The organism is Paenibacillus sp. PL91, assembly GCF_012935325.2.
In the GTDB taxonomy this organism is placed as follows: Bacteria; Bacillota; Bacilli; order Paenibacillales; family Paenibacillaceae; genus Pristimantibacillus.
Genome location: NZ_JABBYG020000002.1, coordinates 276,514 through 294,123, shown reverse-complemented (window position 1 = coordinate 294,123; position 17,610 = coordinate 276,514). Strand labels below are relative to the sequence as shown.

Annotated in this window: 19 protein-coding genes; 17 read left to right on the top strand and 2 right to left on the bottom strand. The window is 49.4% G+C overall.

The features are described from left to right. Nucleotides 1-35: 35 nt before the first annotated feature. From ftsY to trmD, 7 genes are all read left to right on the top strand, one after another. The gene (ftsY, locus tag HI950_RS06660; RefSeq protein ID WP_169083106.1) at nt 36-1,043 is read left to right on the top strand and encodes a signal recognition particle-docking protein FtsY; all 1,008 of its coding nucleotides are present in this window, start codon (nt 36-38) and stop codon (nt 1,041-1,043) included. Nucleotides 1,044-1,209: 166 nt separating this feature from the next. Further along, the gene (locus HI950_RS06655; protein WP_169083105.1) at nt 1,210-1,572 is read left to right on the top strand and encodes a putative DNA-binding protein; all 363 of its coding nucleotides are present in this window, start codon (nt 1,210-1,212) and stop codon (nt 1,570-1,572) included. Between the two features lie 27 nt (nt 1,573-1,599). Then, nucleotides 1,600-2,976 (top strand): signal recognition particle protein, encoded by a 1,377-nt coding sequence (gene ffh, locus HI950_RS06650; protein ID WP_169083104.1) that lies wholly within the window; start codon nt 1,600-1,602, stop codon nt 2,974-2,976. Nucleotides 2,977-3,009: 33 nt separating this feature from the next. Further along, on the top strand, nt 3,010-3,282 hold the full coding sequence (rpsP, locus tag HI950_RS06645; RefSeq protein ID WP_053375694.1) for a 30S ribosomal protein S16: 273 nt from the start codon (nt 3,010-3,012) through the stop codon (nt 3,280-3,282). 25 nt (nt 3,283-3,307) lie between these two features. Continuing rightward, nucleotides 3,308-3,538 carry a KH domain-containing protein gene (locus HI950_RS06640; RefSeq protein ID WP_169083103.1) on the top strand — a complete coding sequence of 77 codons (231 nt, stop codon included), beginning with the start codon at nt 3,308-3,310 and terminating at the stop codon, nt 3,536-3,538. Nucleotides 3,539-3,700: 162 nt separating this feature from the next. Further along, the gene (rimM, locus tag HI950_RS06635) at nt 3,701-4,225 is read left to right on the top strand and encodes a ribosome maturation factor RimM (RefSeq protein WP_169083102.1); all 525 of its coding nucleotides are present in this window, start codon (nt 3,701-3,703) and stop codon (nt 4,223-4,225) included. A gap of 3 nt (nt 4,226-4,228) precedes the next feature. Continuing rightward, nucleotides 4,229-4,981, top strand: coding sequence for a tRNA (guanosine(37)-N1)-methyltransferase TrmD (gene trmD / locus HI950_RS06630; protein ID WP_169083101.1), 753 nt, complete (start codon nt 4,229-4,231; stop codon nt 4,979-4,981). 76 nt (nt 4,982-5,057) lie between these two features. Here the strand turns inward: trmD and HI950_RS06625 are convergent, their stop codons facing one another. Continuing rightward, nucleotides 5,058-6,470, bottom strand: a complete 1,413-nt coding sequence (locus tag HI950_RS06625; RefSeq protein WP_169083100.1) for a CAP-associated domain-containing protein — start codon at nt 6,468-6,470, stop codon at nt 5,058-5,060. Between the two features lie 203 nt (nt 6,471-6,673). Between HI950_RS06625 and rplS the strand changes: the two genes are divergently transcribed. From rplS to HI950_RS06590, 7 genes are all read left to right on the top strand, one after another. Beyond that, entirely contained in the window at nt 6,674-7,015 is a 342-nt protein-coding gene (gene rplS / locus HI950_RS06620) for a 50S ribosomal protein L19 (protein WP_053375699.1), read from the top strand. A 203-nt stretch (nt 7,016-7,218) separates the two neighbouring features. After that, nucleotides 7,219-7,824 (top strand): signal peptidase I, encoded by a 606-nt coding sequence (gene lepB / locus HI950_RS06615; RefSeq protein WP_317618319.1) that lies wholly within the window; start codon nt 7,219-7,221, stop codon nt 7,822-7,824. A 9-nt stretch (nt 7,825-7,833) separates the two neighbouring features. Next, a complete protein-coding gene (ylqF, locus tag HI950_RS06610) occupies nt 7,834-8,700 on the top strand; it encodes a ribosome biogenesis GTPase YlqF (protein ID WP_169083099.1) in 867 nt (288 codons plus the stop codon). A gap of 21 nt (nt 8,701-8,721) precedes the next feature. Then, complete coding sequence (locus HI950_RS06605) at nt 8,722-9,336, top strand: ribonuclease HII (RefSeq protein ID WP_169083098.1); 615 nt, start codon at nt 8,722-8,724, stop codon at nt 9,334-9,336. 254 nt (nt 9,337-9,590) lie between these two features. Beyond that, nucleotides 9,591-11,429: a hypothetical protein gene (locus HI950_RS06600; protein WP_169083097.1), complete on the top strand. Its 1,839-nt coding sequence runs from the start codon at nt 9,591-9,593 to the stop codon at nt 11,427-11,429. After that, complete coding sequence (locus tag HI950_RS06595) at nt 11,426-11,734, top strand: EscU/YscU/HrcU family type III secretion system export apparatus switch protein (protein WP_169083096.1); 309 nt, start codon at nt 11,426-11,428, stop codon at nt 11,732-11,734. Before HI950_RS06600 ends, HI950_RS06595 begins: the two co-directional genes overlap by 4 nt. After that, nucleotides 11,727-12,143 (top strand): YraN family protein, encoded by a 417-nt coding sequence (locus tag HI950_RS06590; protein WP_169083095.1) that lies wholly within the window; start codon nt 11,727-11,729, stop codon nt 12,141-12,143. Before HI950_RS06595 ends, HI950_RS06590 begins: the two co-directional genes overlap by 8 nt. A 63-nt stretch (nt 12,144-12,206) precedes the next feature. On the opposite strand, the gene HI950_RS06585 is transcribed toward HI950_RS06590, so the two are convergent. Next, nucleotides 12,207-13,775, bottom strand: coding sequence for a YifB family Mg chelatase-like AAA ATPase (locus HI950_RS06585; RefSeq protein ID WP_169083094.1), 1,569 nt, complete (start codon nt 13,773-13,775; stop codon nt 12,207-12,209). 349 nt (nt 13,776-14,124) lie between these two features. Between HI950_RS06585 and sucC the strand changes: the two genes are divergently transcribed. The 3 genes from sucC (at nt 14,125) to dprA (ending at nt 17,589) form a co-directional block, all read left to right on the top strand. Continuing rightward, nucleotides 14,125-15,285 (top strand): ADP-forming succinate--CoA ligase subunit beta, encoded by a 1,161-nt coding sequence (sucC, locus tag HI950_RS06580; protein ID WP_169083093.1) that lies wholly within the window; start codon nt 14,125-14,127, stop codon nt 15,283-15,285. Between the two features lie 60 nt (nt 15,286-15,345). After that, nucleotides 15,346-16,278, top strand: a complete 933-nt coding sequence (gene sucD / locus HI950_RS06575; protein WP_053375706.1) for a succinate--CoA ligase subunit alpha — start codon at nt 15,346-15,348, stop codon at nt 16,276-16,278. Between the two features lie 177 nt (nt 16,279-16,455). Next, nucleotides 16,456-17,589 (top strand): DNA-processing protein DprA, encoded by a 1,134-nt coding sequence (dprA, locus tag HI950_RS06570; protein WP_169083092.1) that lies wholly within the window; start codon nt 16,456-16,458, stop codon nt 17,587-17,589. Nucleotides 17,590-17,610 lie beyond the last annotated feature (21 nt).

The window sequence follows — 17,610 nt, the reverse complement described above, 5'->3', positions numbered from 1 at the left end:
ACAAACCGGCAATGTGAGGATAGGGAGCTGAAACGATGAGCTTTTTTAAGAAGCTGAAGGAAAGCATCGCAACGAAAACCGAAGCGGTGACAAATATTTTCAAAGAGGGCTTGTCGAAGACGCGCACGGCGTTCGTAGAGAAGGTCGAGGAGCTTATTACGCGCCGGAAAAAGATCGATGAGCAATTTTACGAGGAGCTTGAAGAAATTCTAATTGGCGCGGACGTTGGCGTTAACACCGTCATGCAGCTGATTGACGAGCTTCGCGTCGAGGTGAAGAAGCGCAAAATCGAGGACGCTGCAGACTTGCAGCCTGTTTTATCCGAGAAGCTGATTCAGCTTATGAAGGGTGACGATCATTCCGGTTTGCGCATGGCGTCAAGCGGCATTACCGTTATTTTGTTCGTGGGCGTTAACGGCGTCGGCAAAACGACAACAATCGGAAAGCTGGCGCATAAGTTCAAGAGCGAAGGCAAAAGCGTGCTGCTGGCAGCGGGCGATACGTTCCGTGCAGGAGCGATCGAGCAGCTTGAAGTATGGGGCCAGCGCGTAGGCGTTGATGTGATTAAGCAGCAGTCGGGATCAGACCCGGCAGCCGTGATGTTCGATGCCGTCCAAGCTGCCAAGCAGCGCGGCGTAGATGTTCTTCTATGCGATACGGCTGGAAGACTGCAAAATAAAACGAATTTGATGGAAGAGCTGAACAAAATTTTTCGCGTCATTCAGCGCGAGCTGCCCGATGCTCCGCATGAGGTATTGCTCGTCCTTGATGCTACGACAGGTCAAAACGCGCTTAGCCAAGCGAAGCTGTTCGGAGAGAAGAGCGGCGTTACCGGCCTAGTGCTGACAAAGCTGGATGGTACAGCTAAGGGCGGCATCGTTATCGCGATTCGCAATGAGCTCAGCTTGCCTGTTAAGCTCGTTGGGCTTGGCGAGAAGATGGGCGACCTGCAGCAGTTCGATTCGGAGCAATTCATTCACGCGCTGTTCGCTGGATTAATCCAGCGCGAGGAAACGCAGGATGAGGAGAAAACAGCGGAATAAGCTGTGTTTGAGTCCTATTAAGAGTCAGTCATAGCTGCTTGTAAAGGTGACAAGGGGAAATGCTTGACAGCTGCCTATGGCGTCATGTATGATAATAAACGTTGTCAGGTGTAAAGGTGTTTACCATGTCGGTGACACAAGCTTAATAACAGGAGGGGCTGACGGGATGAAAGCAAATGAACCAGATGCCTTATCCAAAACGACCCGAATAAACTTGTTGTTCGACTTTTACGAGCCGCTCTTGACTGAGAAGCAGCGGACGTTTCTCAAATATTATTTTCACGATGACTTCTCCCTTGGGGAGATTTCAGCCGAGTTCGGCATTAGCCGGCAAGCGGTATATGAGCATATCAAGCGTGCCGAGCAGATGCTCGAAAGCTATGAAAGCAAGCTTGGCTTGCTTGTGAGGCATGAATCACTCCAACAATTAACGGTGCAGCTCGTGAACAGCGTAAATGAGCTATCGATTGCCGAGCAGGACAGGCAGGCGCTCATGAGTGTTATTGCACAATTTCAATTAAACGACTAATAACATGAAGAGTGGGGGTGACGGTACATGGCAGCATTTGAGAGCTTATCAAGTCGGCTTCAAAATGTGTTCAGCAAGCTGAGGGGCAAAGGCAAGGTTTCTGAGGAAGATGTCAGCGAAGCAATGCGCGAGGTGCGATTGGCGCTACTGGAGGCGGACGTTAACTTCAAGGTCGTGAAGGACTTTATCGCGAAAGTGAAGGAACGGGCTATCGGCCTCGATGTGTCAAAGAGCTTTACACCCGGCATGGTCGTCATCGATATTGTAAATAAAGAGCTGACCGAGCTTATGGGCGGCACACAGAGCAAGCTTGCGAAGGCCAACAAGCCGCCAACGGTCATTATGATGGCGGGCTTGCAGGGTGCCGGTAAAACAACGACGACAGGAAAGCTGGCTAAGCTGCTTCAGAAGAGCAACAATAAACCGCTTCTTATCGCGTGTGATATTTATCGTCCCGCCGCGATCAAGCAGCTGCAGGTGCTTGGTGAACAAATCAATGCGCCGGTCTTCTCCTTGGGCGATCAGACATCGCCTGTAGAGATTGCGCGAGCAGGACTCCAGCATGCCAAAGAGAACGGCAACGATTATGTCATTATCGATACCGCGGGCCGCTTGCATATCGACGAAGAGTTAATGGAAGAGCTCAAGCAAATTCATCAGGTTACGAAGCCGGACGAAGTGTTGCTAGTCGTCGATGCAATGACGGGGCAAGATGCGGTTAACGTAGCACAAAGCTTCCACGAACAGCTCGCTTTAACGGGTGTTGTACTAACGAAGCTTGATGGCGATACTCGCGGTGGCGCGGCGCTATCGGTTAAAGCTGTAACAGGCTGCCCGATTAAATTCGCGGCGATGGGCGAGAAGATCGACTCCTTGGAGCCGTTCCATCCGGAGCGCATGGCTTCCCGAATTCTAGGCATGGGCGACATGCTCTCCCTGATCGAGAAGGCACAGTCGAACATCGATGCGGAGAAAGCGAAGGAAATGGAACGTAAAATGCGTACAGCAGAATTTACGTTCGACGATTTCCTTGAGCAGATGGAGCAGGTTCGCAATCTTGGACCGCTTGATCAAATTATGGATATGCTGCCCGGCATGAACAAGATGAAGGGCATGAAGGATATGAAGGTCGATGAGAAGCAAATCGGCCGAGTTGAGGCGATTGTCCGCTCCATGACGAAAGAGGAGAAGCAAAAGCCCGAGCTGCTTAATCACAGCCGTCGCAAACGTGTAGCTGCTGGCAGCGGCACGACGATCGTCGAGGTTAACCGCCTCATTAAGCAGTTTGACGACATGAAGAAAATGATGAAGCAATTCTCATCGATGATGGGGCCGAAAGGTCCGAAGGGCGGCAAGAAAGGCCTGAAGGGCATGCTCGGCAAAAATATGAAGTTCCCGTTTTAATCGCAGTTTACTCTTTGAAGGAGGTGAATTTTCATGGCAGTACGTATTCGTTTGAAAAGAATTGGTGCTCACAAAGCTCCTTTCTACCGCGTAGTAGTATCGGATTCCCGTTCGCCGCGTGACGGACGTTTTATCGAAGAGATCGGCACTTATAACCCGGTTGCACAACCGGCTCAAGTTAAGATCGATGAAGAGAAAGCGTTGAAATGGCTGCAAACAGGAGCGCAAGCTTCTGATACAGTTCGTGACTTGCTTTCCAAAGCAGGTGTTCTTAAAAAGTTCCATGAGCTTAAGCAACAGAAATAACTGTTGAACAGCGGAGGGCCTTGAGATGAAAGAATTGATTCTTGTCATAGCGAAGGCATTGGTTGATCATCCTGATCAGGTGCAAATCAATGTGAGGGATGATGACCGTGGCACGATATACGAGCTTTCGGTTCATCCCGAGGATATCGGTAAAATCATCGGTAAACAGGGACGCATTGCGAAAGCGATGCGTACGGTAGTGACTTCTGCTTCCGTCAAATCGCAAAAGCGCGTCATCGTTGACATTATGTCATGATGCACGTATTGGAGAGAGAAGGTTAGGATGCATGTCCTAGCCTTTTTTTAATGCAGTTAATTCTAGATACTACGCATATCCAAACGGCTTCGTTCTCCAACGTGGAACGAAGCCGTTTTTGCATGTATAATAGGAAGATACACATATGAAGGGCTGGTTGTAATGAGCGAAAAATGGTTTACAGTCGGGAAGGTTGTTAACACCCACGGCATTCGTGGAGAGCTGAAAATACTATCGCAAACGGATTTCGCGGATGTTCGATTCGCAGCGGGAAGCAAGCTGCTCATGCTGAACGAGGAAAGCGGAGCAACGCTTGAAGTGAAGGTCGTTAGCGCTCGTGAGAACAAAAACGTATACATACTGAAGCTTGAAGGATTCACTGACATTAATCAAGTAGAGAAATACAAGGGCTGGGTGCTCAAGGTGTCCGAAGCTAATTTGGTCGATTTGGACGAGGGTGAATATTATTACCACGAAATCATTGGCTGCCGCGTCGTTACAGAAGAAGGCGAGGAGCTGGGAACCATTTCGGAGATATTAAGTCCCGGCGCCAATGATGTGTGGGTGGTTGATCGTCCGAAGGGCTCAGGGAAGCAACTGCTATTGCCTGTCATCGATGAAGTCTTGATCAGCGTGAATACGAAAGAGAAAATCGTGACGGTCCGGTTGATGGAAGGATTGATTTAACCGATGAAAATAGATGTGCTAACGTTGTTTCCGGAAATGTTCGACGGTGTGTTTAACGCGAGCATTCTTGGAAAAGCAAAGGAAAAAGGGATTGTTGTCCCGCAAGCGATCAACTTTAGAGCCTATTCGGGCAATAAGCATAATACGGTGGACGATTATCCATACGGCGGCGGAGGCGGCATGGTGCTCAAGCCAGAGCCGGTATTTGCAGCCGTTGAAGATCTTAAGCTGGATGAAAATATTAAGCCTCGCGTCATCTTGCTGTGCCCGCAGGGTGCTCAGTTTACGCAGCAAAAGGCAGAGGAGCTTGCAAAGGAGCAGCATCTGGTGCTCATATGCGGTCACTATGAAGGCTATGACGAGCGTATTCGCGAGCATCTCGTGACGGACGAGCTGTCGATCGGCGACTACGTTCTAACTGGCGGGGAAATACCGGCGATGGTGCTTATCGATAGCGTTGTGAGACTGCTTCCGGGCGTGTTGGGCAACGAGACTTCTGCGGTAACAGACTCTTACAGCACGGGCTTGCTCGAGCATCCGCATTATACGCGTCCTGCCGAGTTTCGCGGCTGGGAGGTGCCGGATGTTCTTATTTCCGGCCATCATGCGAATATTGAGGTATGGCGGCGCGAGCAATCGCTGCTGCGCACGCTGCAGCGCCGTCCTGACCTGCTGAAGAGCGCAGCGCTCACGGATAAGGAACGGAAATGGATCGCTGCACAGCTGAAGCAGGGGCCCAATAAAGATGGCAAATAAGTGCAGCCTAGGAATGTAACAAAGCCGCAACGGAATCCGTTGCGGCTTTCTACTTTTTTACTATAGAAGTGAGAGATTATGGGGTGTAAAAATTTTGGGTATAATAGACATTATAGCTTCCTCCTATGGCAACGCCTGTGCCAAGCCGAGTAAGCTTGCGGTCAAGCAGCGTTTCACGATGCCCATCTTTGGAGTTAATCCACCCGTAGTGCGTAAAAATGCTGTTTTGGTACCCGGCAGCTATATTTTCAGCTGCTGAGTGGTACTTGACGCCCTTGGCCTTCATGCGATCGAAGGGAGAAGAACCGTCCGGATTCGTGTGATTAAAAAAGCTACGATTACTCATATCGCCGCTATGGCTATGGGCAGAGGCGGCAGCGAGCTTGTCCCACTCCAAGATAGGGATGCCGCGAACAGCACGTTCCGCATTTGCCAAATCAAATAGCTGCCATTCAAAGGCTGCTGCAAGCTTGCTTGAATAAGATGATTTTATTGGTTTGGAAGCGGCCTGACTCATCCGCATCATGCCGGCAATTTTGTTGCCGTTTTGTCGGTCGATGAAAAGGGTCGTACGTTCGCTGCCGGTTGTAAAGGCATAATAGTTTTCATTTGCTTCGGCGTTTGTACCGTGAGTAATGAGCTTTTTAACTGCTGTGATCGTTTGGCCGATTTGGATCCCGGTTGAACTCACCCAGCTTTCGCTGTCATTTGAGAAGAGCGCCGTAATACGGTCATTTTGAACGCCAAACATCATGTAATGATTATAGCTGCTGTTATAGACATGCCAGGAAAAGCCGTATTCGCTAGGATCGATGCGTGCAGGTTTTCCAAGCGAATTTTGGAGCTTCTGTAGCGTGTCGTTTAGAGCGATTCCTCCAAGCGAGTTAACCAATTTTGGGATTTTCGCTTCAGATAGCGTGCTTGAATGCTGCTTGAGATTGTAGAAGAAGGTTAGCGCCTCTGCACGTGTAAGCTTGCCGTCTGGGATAAAGCCGCTTACGGTGGCGGATGTTCGGCCATTGGATATTTTCTCATTCAGCAGCCATTGAACAGCGCTTTGCTCCGTGAATGCTTTGCCGCTCGCTGCAGAAGCAAGTAGCAATGCAGCCTGTCCGCGTCGAAATTCGCCGTTTTGCTGCGCTGCGCTTATCGGCCACCCGAGACGATTGGCATAATCATAATAAGGCTCAAACCATGAACTGCCGCTTGAGGGCGATTCGTCAACAAGGCCATATGCCCGGAGCAGCATAGCTAGAAATTCCGCTTCATTAACAAGCTTGTTGGGCTTAAAGGAGCCGTCGCCATACCCTTGCGTTAGCTTTTGTTCAATCGCCCATGATATGTAAGAGCCGGCCCAATGTTCCTTTGTGTCTTTGAATACGATGGATTCGGCGACTGCGCGAGCTGGCGTTGAAAGGGCTAAAAATAAAAGTACAGCAACAATCCCCCCTTTTTTTATGGTAAAATAACGCTTTGTAAAAGGAATCAAATAATCCACCTCTTCTTGTCGGTGTATGTCATTATTTAGTATACATGAATAATGAATAAAAAAAGCATATTGTATTATTGGGCTGGCTGTGGTAAAATTTCTAATGTTGTTCGTAAAGTCGGACGGTCCGCTATCAGCGATGAACCGGTTCAGAGGAATTCGGTGAGCTTATAAGAACGTCTATGGTGGAAGGAGTGAATCAAATGAATCTTTTGCAAACTATTGCGCAAGAAAACCTGCGCCAAGGTCTACCGAACTTTCGTCCTGGTGACACGCTAAAAGTTCATGTAAAAGTTATCGAGGGAACTCGTGAGCGTATCCAATTGTTCGAAGGCGTTGTAATCAAACGTCGCGGCGGTGGAATCAGCGAAACTTTTACAGTGCGTAAAATTTCCTACGGTGTTGGTGTGGAAAGAACTTTCCCGCTTAACTCGCCTAAAATCGAAAAAATCGAAGTGGCTCGCCGTGGTAAAGTACGTCGCGCGAAATTGTACTACCTACGTAGTCTTCGCGGAAAAGCTGCTCGTATTAAAGAAATTCGTTAAGAACAAACGACAAGAGGGGCTTGCGCAAACAAGCTCCTTTTCGTTTTTTCACAAAGGTCATTTACATATTACAGCATATGGGAAGAAGGCGAACAAAAGTGGACTCACAGCAGCGTAATGACGGGCTGGACAACGGTAATGATAATGAATTGAAAGATACGCCAAACCATACAGACTTTCAGCAAAAATTACCAGACCGTGCCGTGGCCCATGCATCCGGCTCAGGCAAGCAGGGCGGTGCTTACAAGGAAATCGTAGAATGGATCAAAGCTTTAGTCATTGCGGTCGTTCTCGTATTTCTTATTCGCCAATTTTTATTTTCACCATTTATCGTTGACGGCCCTTCTATGCAGCCTAACTTCGAGACAGGTGAGCGTCTAATTGTAAATAAAATACTGTATACGTTCAGCGAGCCAAAGTTTGGTGAGGTAGTTGTATTTGACGTTCCGGAGCAGGGCCGGAAATTCATTAAAAGGGTTATTGGCGTACCTGGCGACTCGATTAAAGTAGAAGGCGATGACCTTTATATCAATGACAAAAAAATCGAAGAGCCTTATATTAAGGAAGCGATTGAAAAAGCGCATGCCAATGGTGAGTTGTACAATGGCGGCGGACCAAACTTCCCGAATGCCGATGTGCCTGAAATGACGGTTCCGGAAGGCATGATTTTCGCGCTTGGCGATAATCGCAGCGACAGCACAGATAGCCGCGTAATCGGCTTTGTAACCGATAAAGAAATTGTTGGCCGCGCCGATATTATTTTTTGGCCATTGGACAAGCTAGAGTTTATAAAGCACTGGACAAAATGAGGTGAGTAAATGGCCATTCAATGGTTTCCGGGTCATATGACCCGAGCAAAGCGGGAAATACAAGAAAAGCTCAAACTAATCGATCTTGCCATCGAACTATTGGATGCTCGGGTACCGCTTTCGAGCCGCAATCCGATGATAGAGGAAATTTTGAACGGCAAGCCAAGACTGATCGTCTTGAACAAATCCGATTTGGCTGACCCGAAGACGACCGAGCAATGGATGGCTTATTTCCGCAGCGAAGGCCATGAATCGATTGCGATCGATTCCTCGACGGGAACGCGTGTCAATGAGGTTCCGCTTAAGGCGAAGCAGATTTTGCATGACAAAATAGCGCGTCAAATCGCCAAAGGGATAAATCCGCGCGCTATTCGCGGACTTATCGTCGGCATACCGAATGTCGGAAAGTCTACGCTGATCAATAAGCTGGCTGGACGTGCGATTGCTTTAACCGGCGACCGCCCAGGGGTAACAAAAGGTCAGCAGTGGATTAAGATCGGAACAGAAATGGAGCTGCTTGATACGCCGGGTATTTTGTGGCCGAAGTTTGAAGATGAGCTGGTCGGCTACCGCCTTGCAATGACAGGAGCAATACGTGAGCAAATTTTGAACGTTGACGATATCGCCTTTTTTGCGATGCGTGAGCTGTTAGATCGGTACTGGCCTAACATGAAGGAGCGTTATGAGCTTGATACGCCTCCAAAGGATACATCCGATTCGGATGAGATCGTACGAGTAATGGAGGATATCGGACGTCGGAGAGGCTGTCTGCTAAGCGGCGGACGCGTCGATTTGGAGAAGACGTCAGGCATCATTTTACGTGATTTGCGTGCAGGAAAGCTTGGACGCATCACGCTGGAAGCTCCACCTTATTGATGTGAAACGGGGGAACGTAACGTGCTGCAACATGAACAGTCGTTATGGCAAGATGGCTACAAGGCGATTGCCGGAGTGGATGAGGTAGGACGCGGCTGCTTGTTTGGAGATGTGGTGGCAGCAGCTGTAATTTTGCCGCCAGGACTCGTGATTGAAGGAGTCAATGATTCCAAGAAGCTGTCCGAGAAGAAGCGGGATCAGCTATATGAAATTATTTTACAAGAATGCGTGGCTTGGTCTGCTGCACGTGTTGACGCGGAAACGATTGACCGTATCAATATAAAGCAGGCTGCTAGGCTTGCGATGAAGCTTGCAGTGGAATCCTTGCAGATTCCTTCCGATTATTTGCTTATCGACGCGGAGAAGGTGGACGTATCACTGCCTCAGCTGTCGATTATCAAAGGTGATGCCACGAGCCAGTCCATCGCGGCTGCTTCGATCGTCGCCAAGGTCACTCGTGATCGGCTCTGCGCGGGACAATGGGAGCAGGAGTATCCAGAGTATGGGCTCGCTATACATAAAGGCTACGCGACGAAGCTTCACCGCGAGCGATTGCTAGAGAAAGGGCCAAGCCCTTTGCATCGCAGATCGTTTCTAGGCAACTTGTTTACAGAGGAGCAGCTAGTGCTCTTTTAATGAAATAGCTTTTGAATAATAAACAAGCATGACGCTTGATTAATGGTACGAGGCAGAGGAACGCTTCGTTTGTTGATCAGGCGTTTTTTCGTTTAGAAACATGTTTTTGGGTGTTACCGCTTCATGCTGGACGCATTGTGACCGATATATGGTTTATAGGTTTAATGGTGTCGTGTGACCATAGAAAGTAGAACGATAAGCGTGTGCGTAGAAACGCGCAGATAGGCGCTAGCGCAGCGGAGGCGAATGAACAGATGAATATTAGTCAAATGATGCGAAGCTTCCTAGGAGAAGCGTCTGGCACGGATACGCGGGCCATGGAGCTTAAGGTGGGACAAGTGGTGCGCGGCGTCATCCTGCAGGTGATGGAAAATAATGAGGCGCTCGTTCAAATTAACGGCGTGCAGGTGCGAGCGAAGCTGGAGGCCCCCCTTCAAGTGGGGCAAACCGCAATGCTTCAGGTACAACCGCAATCAAGCGGTGCGCTCGTGACGTTAAAGCAGGTTGAGCCCGGTGCGGTGGGGCTGCCGGAGGATACATTCAAGGAATGGGCTAAGCAGCTCGCATTGCCCGAGCAGAAATGGGCGGCGCATATTGTAAAGGATTTGCGAAAAGAAGGCGTTATTCTAAACCGCGAGGTGGCGCAAGCCTTCCAGCAAGCCGCAGCCGCGATGCCGGCTGGAGGGGATGCGGAGCAATGGATGCAGGCCGCCGCGGCTACGTTTAAACGGGGCTTGCCAATGACAGGTGCTACCGTAGCAGCTATGCAGCAGGTTATGTTCGGACGCAGCGCGCATGAGCTGCTGGAAACCATGCAGCAGCAGCTTGCGGCCCTTACAAGCAGCGATTCGAATGACGGTTCGGGGGATGCGAAGCCATTAACTCAAGCAGTCGCAAAGGTGCAAGCGCTGCTGACAGAAGGCATGGAATTGCTGCGCGTCGTTTCAAATGAGAGCGAGTCGGCTAGAACGGCAGGAATCGGAACGAAAGAGGCTGCAGCTGTAAAAGCGCCGCCTGCCCAAATGGTTAGAACTGAGCTGACACAAGGGCAGTCCACTGCAAGCGGCCTTGCATCAAACGATGAGGGGACGGCAGATCAACCGGTATCACAAGCGGGCAGATCCGCTGCGGCTCAGCCGAATTGGCTCGGACAAATGATGAAGTGGATGGGTGTGGACCACGAGCAGCAGCTAGCTAAGACATTTATTGCGGGGAATGAAACGTCCGCGAGTCAGACGGCAATAGCACCGCAGCCATCTCAAGCAGCTGATACTGCAGCTGCTGCAAAGCCTGCGGCTGGTGCTGTGCCTCAGCCCGCCCTGCATTCAGGTCAAACCGTTGAAATGAGCAGCAAGGAGACGCCTCAAACGAGCGCGCCTCCTCAAGGAAGCACGGATGATCTGGATGAGCCGCTGCAGATTAGACTCCATGATACGAAGCATAATGTCGAGCGAGCAGCAGCAGCCATCATTTCTTCAATTGCTGACGGTATTCCCGTAACAGATCATGCAATGCCTGCACAGCAGGAGTCCCTAAAAAGCGCGCTGCTTGCATTAGTATCTTCCGATCAAACGCCGCCTGCCATTAAAGAAACCGCACAGCAGCTCGTTCAGCAAATTACGGGACAACAGCTTTTGCTGACCCCAGAGCGAAATAGCTCCGTGCTAACCCATGTAACGATGTTTATTCCGCTTAACAGTCCGGATGGCAAACAGACCGCTTCGGTTCATATTCAGACGAGAAGAGGACGAAAGGGAGAACTGGACTCTGCCAACTGCAGGCTGCTGTTCAATTTGTCTATGAATACGCTAGGAGACACGATGGTTGACGTTAATGTGATGGACAAAATCGTTAGCTTGAATTTATGGAATGATCATCCTGCCATTTCCATGCTGGCTGAATCTTCCCGAAGCGAAATTGCCAGCAGCCTTCAGCAAGCCGGCTTTCAGCTGCTTTCACTGCGCACTACGCCTTTGCCAAAAGCTGGCGCTCAGGCGCCAGAGGAGGCGGCAGCTGCAGCAACGAGCCTGCAAGTGCCGGATATGACCGCTTTTTCCTCGAATCGCTACAAAGGAGTCGATTACCGCATATGAGCAGCGATTCAGCGAATGATCTGCCCAAATCAAAAATCAAGAAGGCAGTAGCATTAAAATACGAGCCTGGCGAACGTACAGCACCGGTTATGGTCGCCAAGGGAAAAGGGCATATGGCCGATCTTATACTGGAGAAAGCGAAGGAAAACGGCATTCCAGTTCAAGAGGACTCTTCGCTTGTCGAAGTGCTCTCGAAGCTTGATATCGATCAGGAGATTCCGCCTGAGCTCTATACGCTCGTTGCAGAAATATTAAGCTTCGTCTACCGCTCAGACCGTAAAGCGAGGGATATGAAAAATGGTTGACCACGAAAGCGAGCGCGAGCGTACAAATACCGAGAAAGAGAAACGAGACACCAGAAAGCAGACTGGCATGATTGGCGAAGCGGCCGCATCCGAATACTTGATTAAGAAAAGCTATTCCATTGTCGAGCGCAATTGGCGCTGCCGCAGCGGGGAAATCGATATTATCGCGGAGCATGAAGGAAGGCTCGTATTTGTTGAGGTTCGGACAAGGAAGTTAGGCGGGAGATTCGGCACAGCAGCCGAATCGGTAGATCGGCGAAAACAGCAGCAGGTGAGAAATACGGCTCAGGTTTATATGCGGAGCGCTGGACATGCAAATATGGCCATTCGGTTCGATGTCATCGCTATAGCCATTAACCGAATGGATGCGACGGTCGTTGAATGCAACCATTATGAGGGCGCTTTTTGAAAAATAATTGATGAAGGGCTTTCCCAGGGCTGTTAACCTGCAGGGAAAGCCCTTTCTATATGTTCACGGCTGCTGCTTATCGAGACCACGATACTGAATAGCTTCAGCAACATGCTCTGCCGAAATCGAATCGCTTGCTTCAAGATCGGCAATGGTCCGTGCAAGCTTTAGCATACGATCATACGCACGCATGCTGATGCCTAGCGCATCAAACGCATGCTCTAAGAGGCTGATTGCATCGGGCTTAATATTTACTGATTTACGGAGGGCAGCACCCGTTAATTCACCCATTCGTTTGGAATTGGAATCCTCGCTTCGGGCATTCTGAAAGACTATGGCATTCATTACGAGCGCCTTCATCTGAGCAGTGTTCAACGATGGACCAGAGGCGGCATTATCGAGCGAAATCGGACGTGGAACTTCCAGCTGCAAATCGATGCGGTCGAGCAATGGGCCGGATATTTTGGATCGATACCTGCTGATAATGGATGAGCTGCAGGTGCAGCGCTTATCTCCGTATTCATGACCGAAATAACCGCAAGGGCACGGGTTGTACGAAGCGGCGAGCATGATGCTGGCGGGAAACTGGAACACAGCCTTGGAGCGGGATATCGTGACGATTCGGTCCTCTAGCGGCTGTCGCAATACCTCTAGCACCTGCCTTGGAAATTCAGGCAATTCATCTAGGAATAGCACACCGCGATGTGCAAGCGTGACTTCTCCGGGCTTCGGTATAGAGCCGCCGCCGATTAAGCCGCCGGATGAAATCGTATGATGAGGAGCACGGAAGGGAGCCTGCGTAAGGAGGCCATGAGAGCTGCTCGGCAGCTTGCCTGCCACACTGTATATTTTCGTCACCTCAAGCGCTTCTTCCTCACTAAGGGCCGGCAAAATGCCGGGCAATCTTCTAATCATCATCGTTTTGCCCGTGCCTGGAGGCCCGCTCAGCAAAATATTATGTTTGCCGGCGGCAGCGATAAGCATCGCGCGTTTGGCCTGATGCTGACCGATGACGTCCCCGTAATCTCCGGTATTACCGTGACCATCCAAGACAGCAGCAGAGCTGCTCGGATTATAGATGGGATCATTAGCGTGAACGACGCGAATATGCGCCCAGCCTTCTTGTTTCTTTTTGTGTATATCAAGCTCATTCAAATGACTTAAAGCAAACAGCTCCATCCCGGAGATCCAGCTTGCTTCCTTAACATTGCCGATAGGCAGCAAAACACGCGTAAGCCCAAGTCGCTTTGCTTGTTCAAGCATCGCCAATACGCCAGCTACCGGACGAACGCTACCGTTAAGCGAAAGCTCGCCTAATAGAATCGTGTTTTCGAAGAGAGCAGCGCTAATTTGGCTGCTTGCTGTCAAGATGCCTGCAGCAATAGCCAAATCAAAGGATGTCCCCTCTTTGCGCAGGTCGGCGGGAGCTAAATTAACCGTAATCCGGTCCATCGGAAAGGTGAAGCCGCTATTTTTGAGCGCAGCCCTGACTCGCTCAACAGACTCGCGGACGGCAGGATCGGGCAGGCCGACGATGCTGATCTGCGGCAGTCCGCTTGCAATATCAACTTCAACCGATATCCCTTTGCCGTCTACCCCGTATACGCTTGCACTCTGAATTAAACTAAACATGACAAAAAGCACCCCCAATATGATGGATGAAGGTGCTTCCTTACGATTCCGTTTGCAAATTTGAATTTGCCAATATCATAGAGGAGGCTGCTTCTAGTTGTCAATGTATAAAATGTTTCGGGTATAGAGAAGCGCTTTGGGTCATACTAGATGGCGTAGTTTAAAGCACCGTTAAATGGCCGCCGCACAAGGCTTTACTCATTTAATCTCAATTTGAGATGAAACCCATATCAAAAAAGCCGTATTAATTATGTATTAAAATAAGGTAACGGATGGGGAAAGGTGCTACAATAATAGAGGTTTGTGTACATATGACTGATTTCAGTCTGTGAAATGGAGGATTTCAACAATGAATATCCATGAGTATCAAGGGAAAGCGGTCCTTAAACAGTATGGTGTCGTCGTACCAGAAGGTAAAGTAGCCTTCTCCGTAGACGAAGCTGTTGAAGCGGCTAAAGCGCTCGGAACACCGGTAGTTGTCGTGAAAGCACAAATTCACGCAGGTGGCCGTGGTAAAGCGGGCGGAGTTAAAGTAGCAAAAAGTATCGACGAGGTACGCGCATACGCTGGCGAAATTTTAGGCAAAGTGCTCGTAACCCATCAAACTGGTCCAGAAGGCAAAGAAGTAAAACGTCTTCTGATCGAGCAAGGCTGCGACATCAAAAAAGAATATTATATCGGCGTTGTATTAGACCGCGGTACAGGTCGCGTCGTTATAATGGCTTCGGAAGAGGGCGGCACGGAGATTGAAGAAGTAGCCGAGCACTCCCCGGAGAAAATTTTCAAAGAAATCGTTGATCCAGCTGTTGGCTTGCAAGCTTTCCAAGCTCGCAAATTGGCTTATGCGATCAACATCCCAAATGAGCTTGTTAACAAAACGGTTAAATTTATGATCTCGCTCTACACAGCATTCGTAGAGAAAGACGCTTCCATTGCAGAAATCAATCCGCTTGTCGTAACTGGCGACGGACAAGTTATTGCACTTGATGCGAAGCTTAACTTCGATTCCAACGCTCTTTACCGTCACAAAGATATCGTTGAGCTCCGCGACTTGGAAGAAGAAGACGCAAAAGAAATCGAAGCGTCCAAATTCGACCTTAGCTACATCGCCCTTGACGGCAACATCGGTTGCTTGGTTAACGGTGCAGGCCTTGCGATGGCGACAATGGATATTATCAAATATTACGGCGGCGACCCTGCCAACTTCCTAGATGTAGGGGGCGGTGCTACAGCGGAGAAGGTAACGGAAGCATTCAAAATCATTTTGTCCGATGAGAAGGTTAAAGGTATTTTCGTTAACATTTTCGGCGGCATCATGCGTTGCGACGTTATTGCTAATGGCGTTGTCGAAGCAGCGAAGCAAGTCGGTCTTGACCGTCCGCTCGTTGTTCGTCTAGAAGGTACGAACGTAGACCTCGGCAAAAACATTTTGAAAGAATCGGGATTGAACATCGTGGCTGCGGATTCCATGGCGGACGGCGCGCAGAAGATTGTCGCTCTCGTGAAATAAGATAACTTGCTGTGCGGCATTAGGCTGCATACGAATTCATTCAGGGGATGTGAGTTAAGAGTGAGCATTTTGGTCAATAAAGATACAAAAGTCATTACCCAAGGTATTACAGGCGCTACTGGCTTGTTCCATACCAAAGGCGGATTAGAATACGGCACGCAAATGGTAGGCGGCGTAACACCTGGCAAAGGTGGCACGAACGTTGACATTACACTTGATAACGGCACGCTCGTATCATTGCCTGTATTCAATACGGTTGCTCAAGCTAAAGCTGCTACTGGAGCTAACGCTTCGGTAATCTACGTTCCACCGGCATTCGCTGCCGATGCGATCATGGAAGCGGTTGACGCTGAATTGGATCTTGTCATCTGTATTACAGAAGGCATTCCAGTGCTTGATATGGTAAAAGTTAAACGTTACATGGACGGCAGCAAAACCGTTCTAATCGGACCTAACTGCCCAGGCGTCATTACGCCGGATGAGTGCAAAATCGGCATTATGCCCGGTTACATTCATACAGCTGGACATGTTGGCGTTATCTCTCGTTCAGGTACATTGACTTATGAAGCGGTTCATCAATTGACGACTCGCGGAATTGGACAATCATCAGCGGTAGGTATTGGCGGCGACCCTGTTAAAGGCTCAGAGTTCATCGATATTTTGAATCTCTTCAATGAAGATCCTGATACCTATGCGGTCATCATGATTGGTGAAATCGGCGGTACGGCAGAGGAAGAAGCTGCTGAGTGGATTAAAGCCAACATGAAAAAACCGGTTGTCGGCTTCATCGGCGGCGCTACAGCGCCTCCAGGCAAACGGATGGGACATGCAGGCGCAATCATTTCTGGCGGTAAAGGAACAGCTGCTGAAAAAATCGCAACGCTTGAAGCTTGCGGCATTAAAGTAGCGCCAACGCCATCGGAAATGGGTTCAACGCTTGTTAGCGTTCTTGAAGAGCAAGGCTTGCTCGAAAAATGCATTACGCGTAAATAATGAAATAGATCCATACAAGGTAAGCAACCTTTCAACTACCCGATAACGGGCGTTGGAAGGTTGCTTTTTTTGTTGCCGGTCGCCATTATTTTGTGGGTTGACTTGCATTCTTATGCTGTGTAACGCACAATAGATAAGTATGCAGGCCAGCCCTATTGAAGAAGGGGTTGGACGAGGATGGAACAAAACAACGATATTCGCAGGCAAATGATTATGGCTTTGCATGAAATTCCCGGCATTGGATGGCATGCTATTCAGAAGGCCGTCCGGCATCAATTTTGGAATAAGCCATTATGGAGTATAGAGGATTTACTTGTGATAGGCTTGCATCGCGGCCAAGCAAACGCAGCTGCGGAGCGTTATGCTGAACAGTCATGGATGCTTGCTGAGGTCCGGGATGAAGCAGTAACTAGATTGAATGCAGTTGCGTTAACACCCTATGATTTGGCATACCCAACGATATTGAGAGAAATTGCTCAGCCTCCTTGGGTCTTATATGCCAGAGGTAGGTTAGAGTTGTTGCAGCGACCGTCCATTGCGATTGTTGGAACGAGAGTGCCAACCGCATATGGCAGGCATTCAGCGGCTACGCTTGCACAGGAGCTATCCTCTGAGGGGTTGACAGTTGTCAGCGGCTTAGCGAGAGGTATAGATTGCAAAGCGCATGAAGCGGCTCTCTACGAAGCGGGAGGAACGATAGCCGTTCTGCCGACACCGATTGATAAGTGTTACCCGCCAGAGAATCTGTCTTTATTTCACAAAATCGCGGAGCACGGCTTGTTAGTCTCTGAAACTCCCATCGGCACACCGCTGCATCCGGGACAATTTCCGCAGCGCAATCGGATTATCGCTGCCTTATCTGTCGGAACCGTCGTCGTAGAAGGCGCAACAAAGAGCGGCTCTCTTATTACCGCTCAGCACGCCTCTGACATGTCGCGTGAGCTGTTCGCCATACCAGGACCGATCACATCGCCTAAGAGTGAGGGTCCAAATGAACTAATTAAGCGCGGCGAAGCCAAGCTGATAAGCAGCGCACATGACATTATCGATGAGCTGAATTGGCTGCCGGCTGCATTAGAAGCGTACAAGGATGCAGAGAAAACGAGCGATGCCAAACAGAAGGCAGATAGCGTCCAGCTGACGCTGGAGGAGAGCAAATTGATCGCTTTTTTGAGGGATCAGCCATTATCTATCAATGAATTGCACGAGCTATCAGCTATTCCGTTTGGACATTTGAACGCACTTCTGCTAAATTTATGTATAAAACGCAAAATTGAATTGCAGCCCGGATCAATATATATTGCTTTATAGCTTGCAATGGAGAGAGGAGGC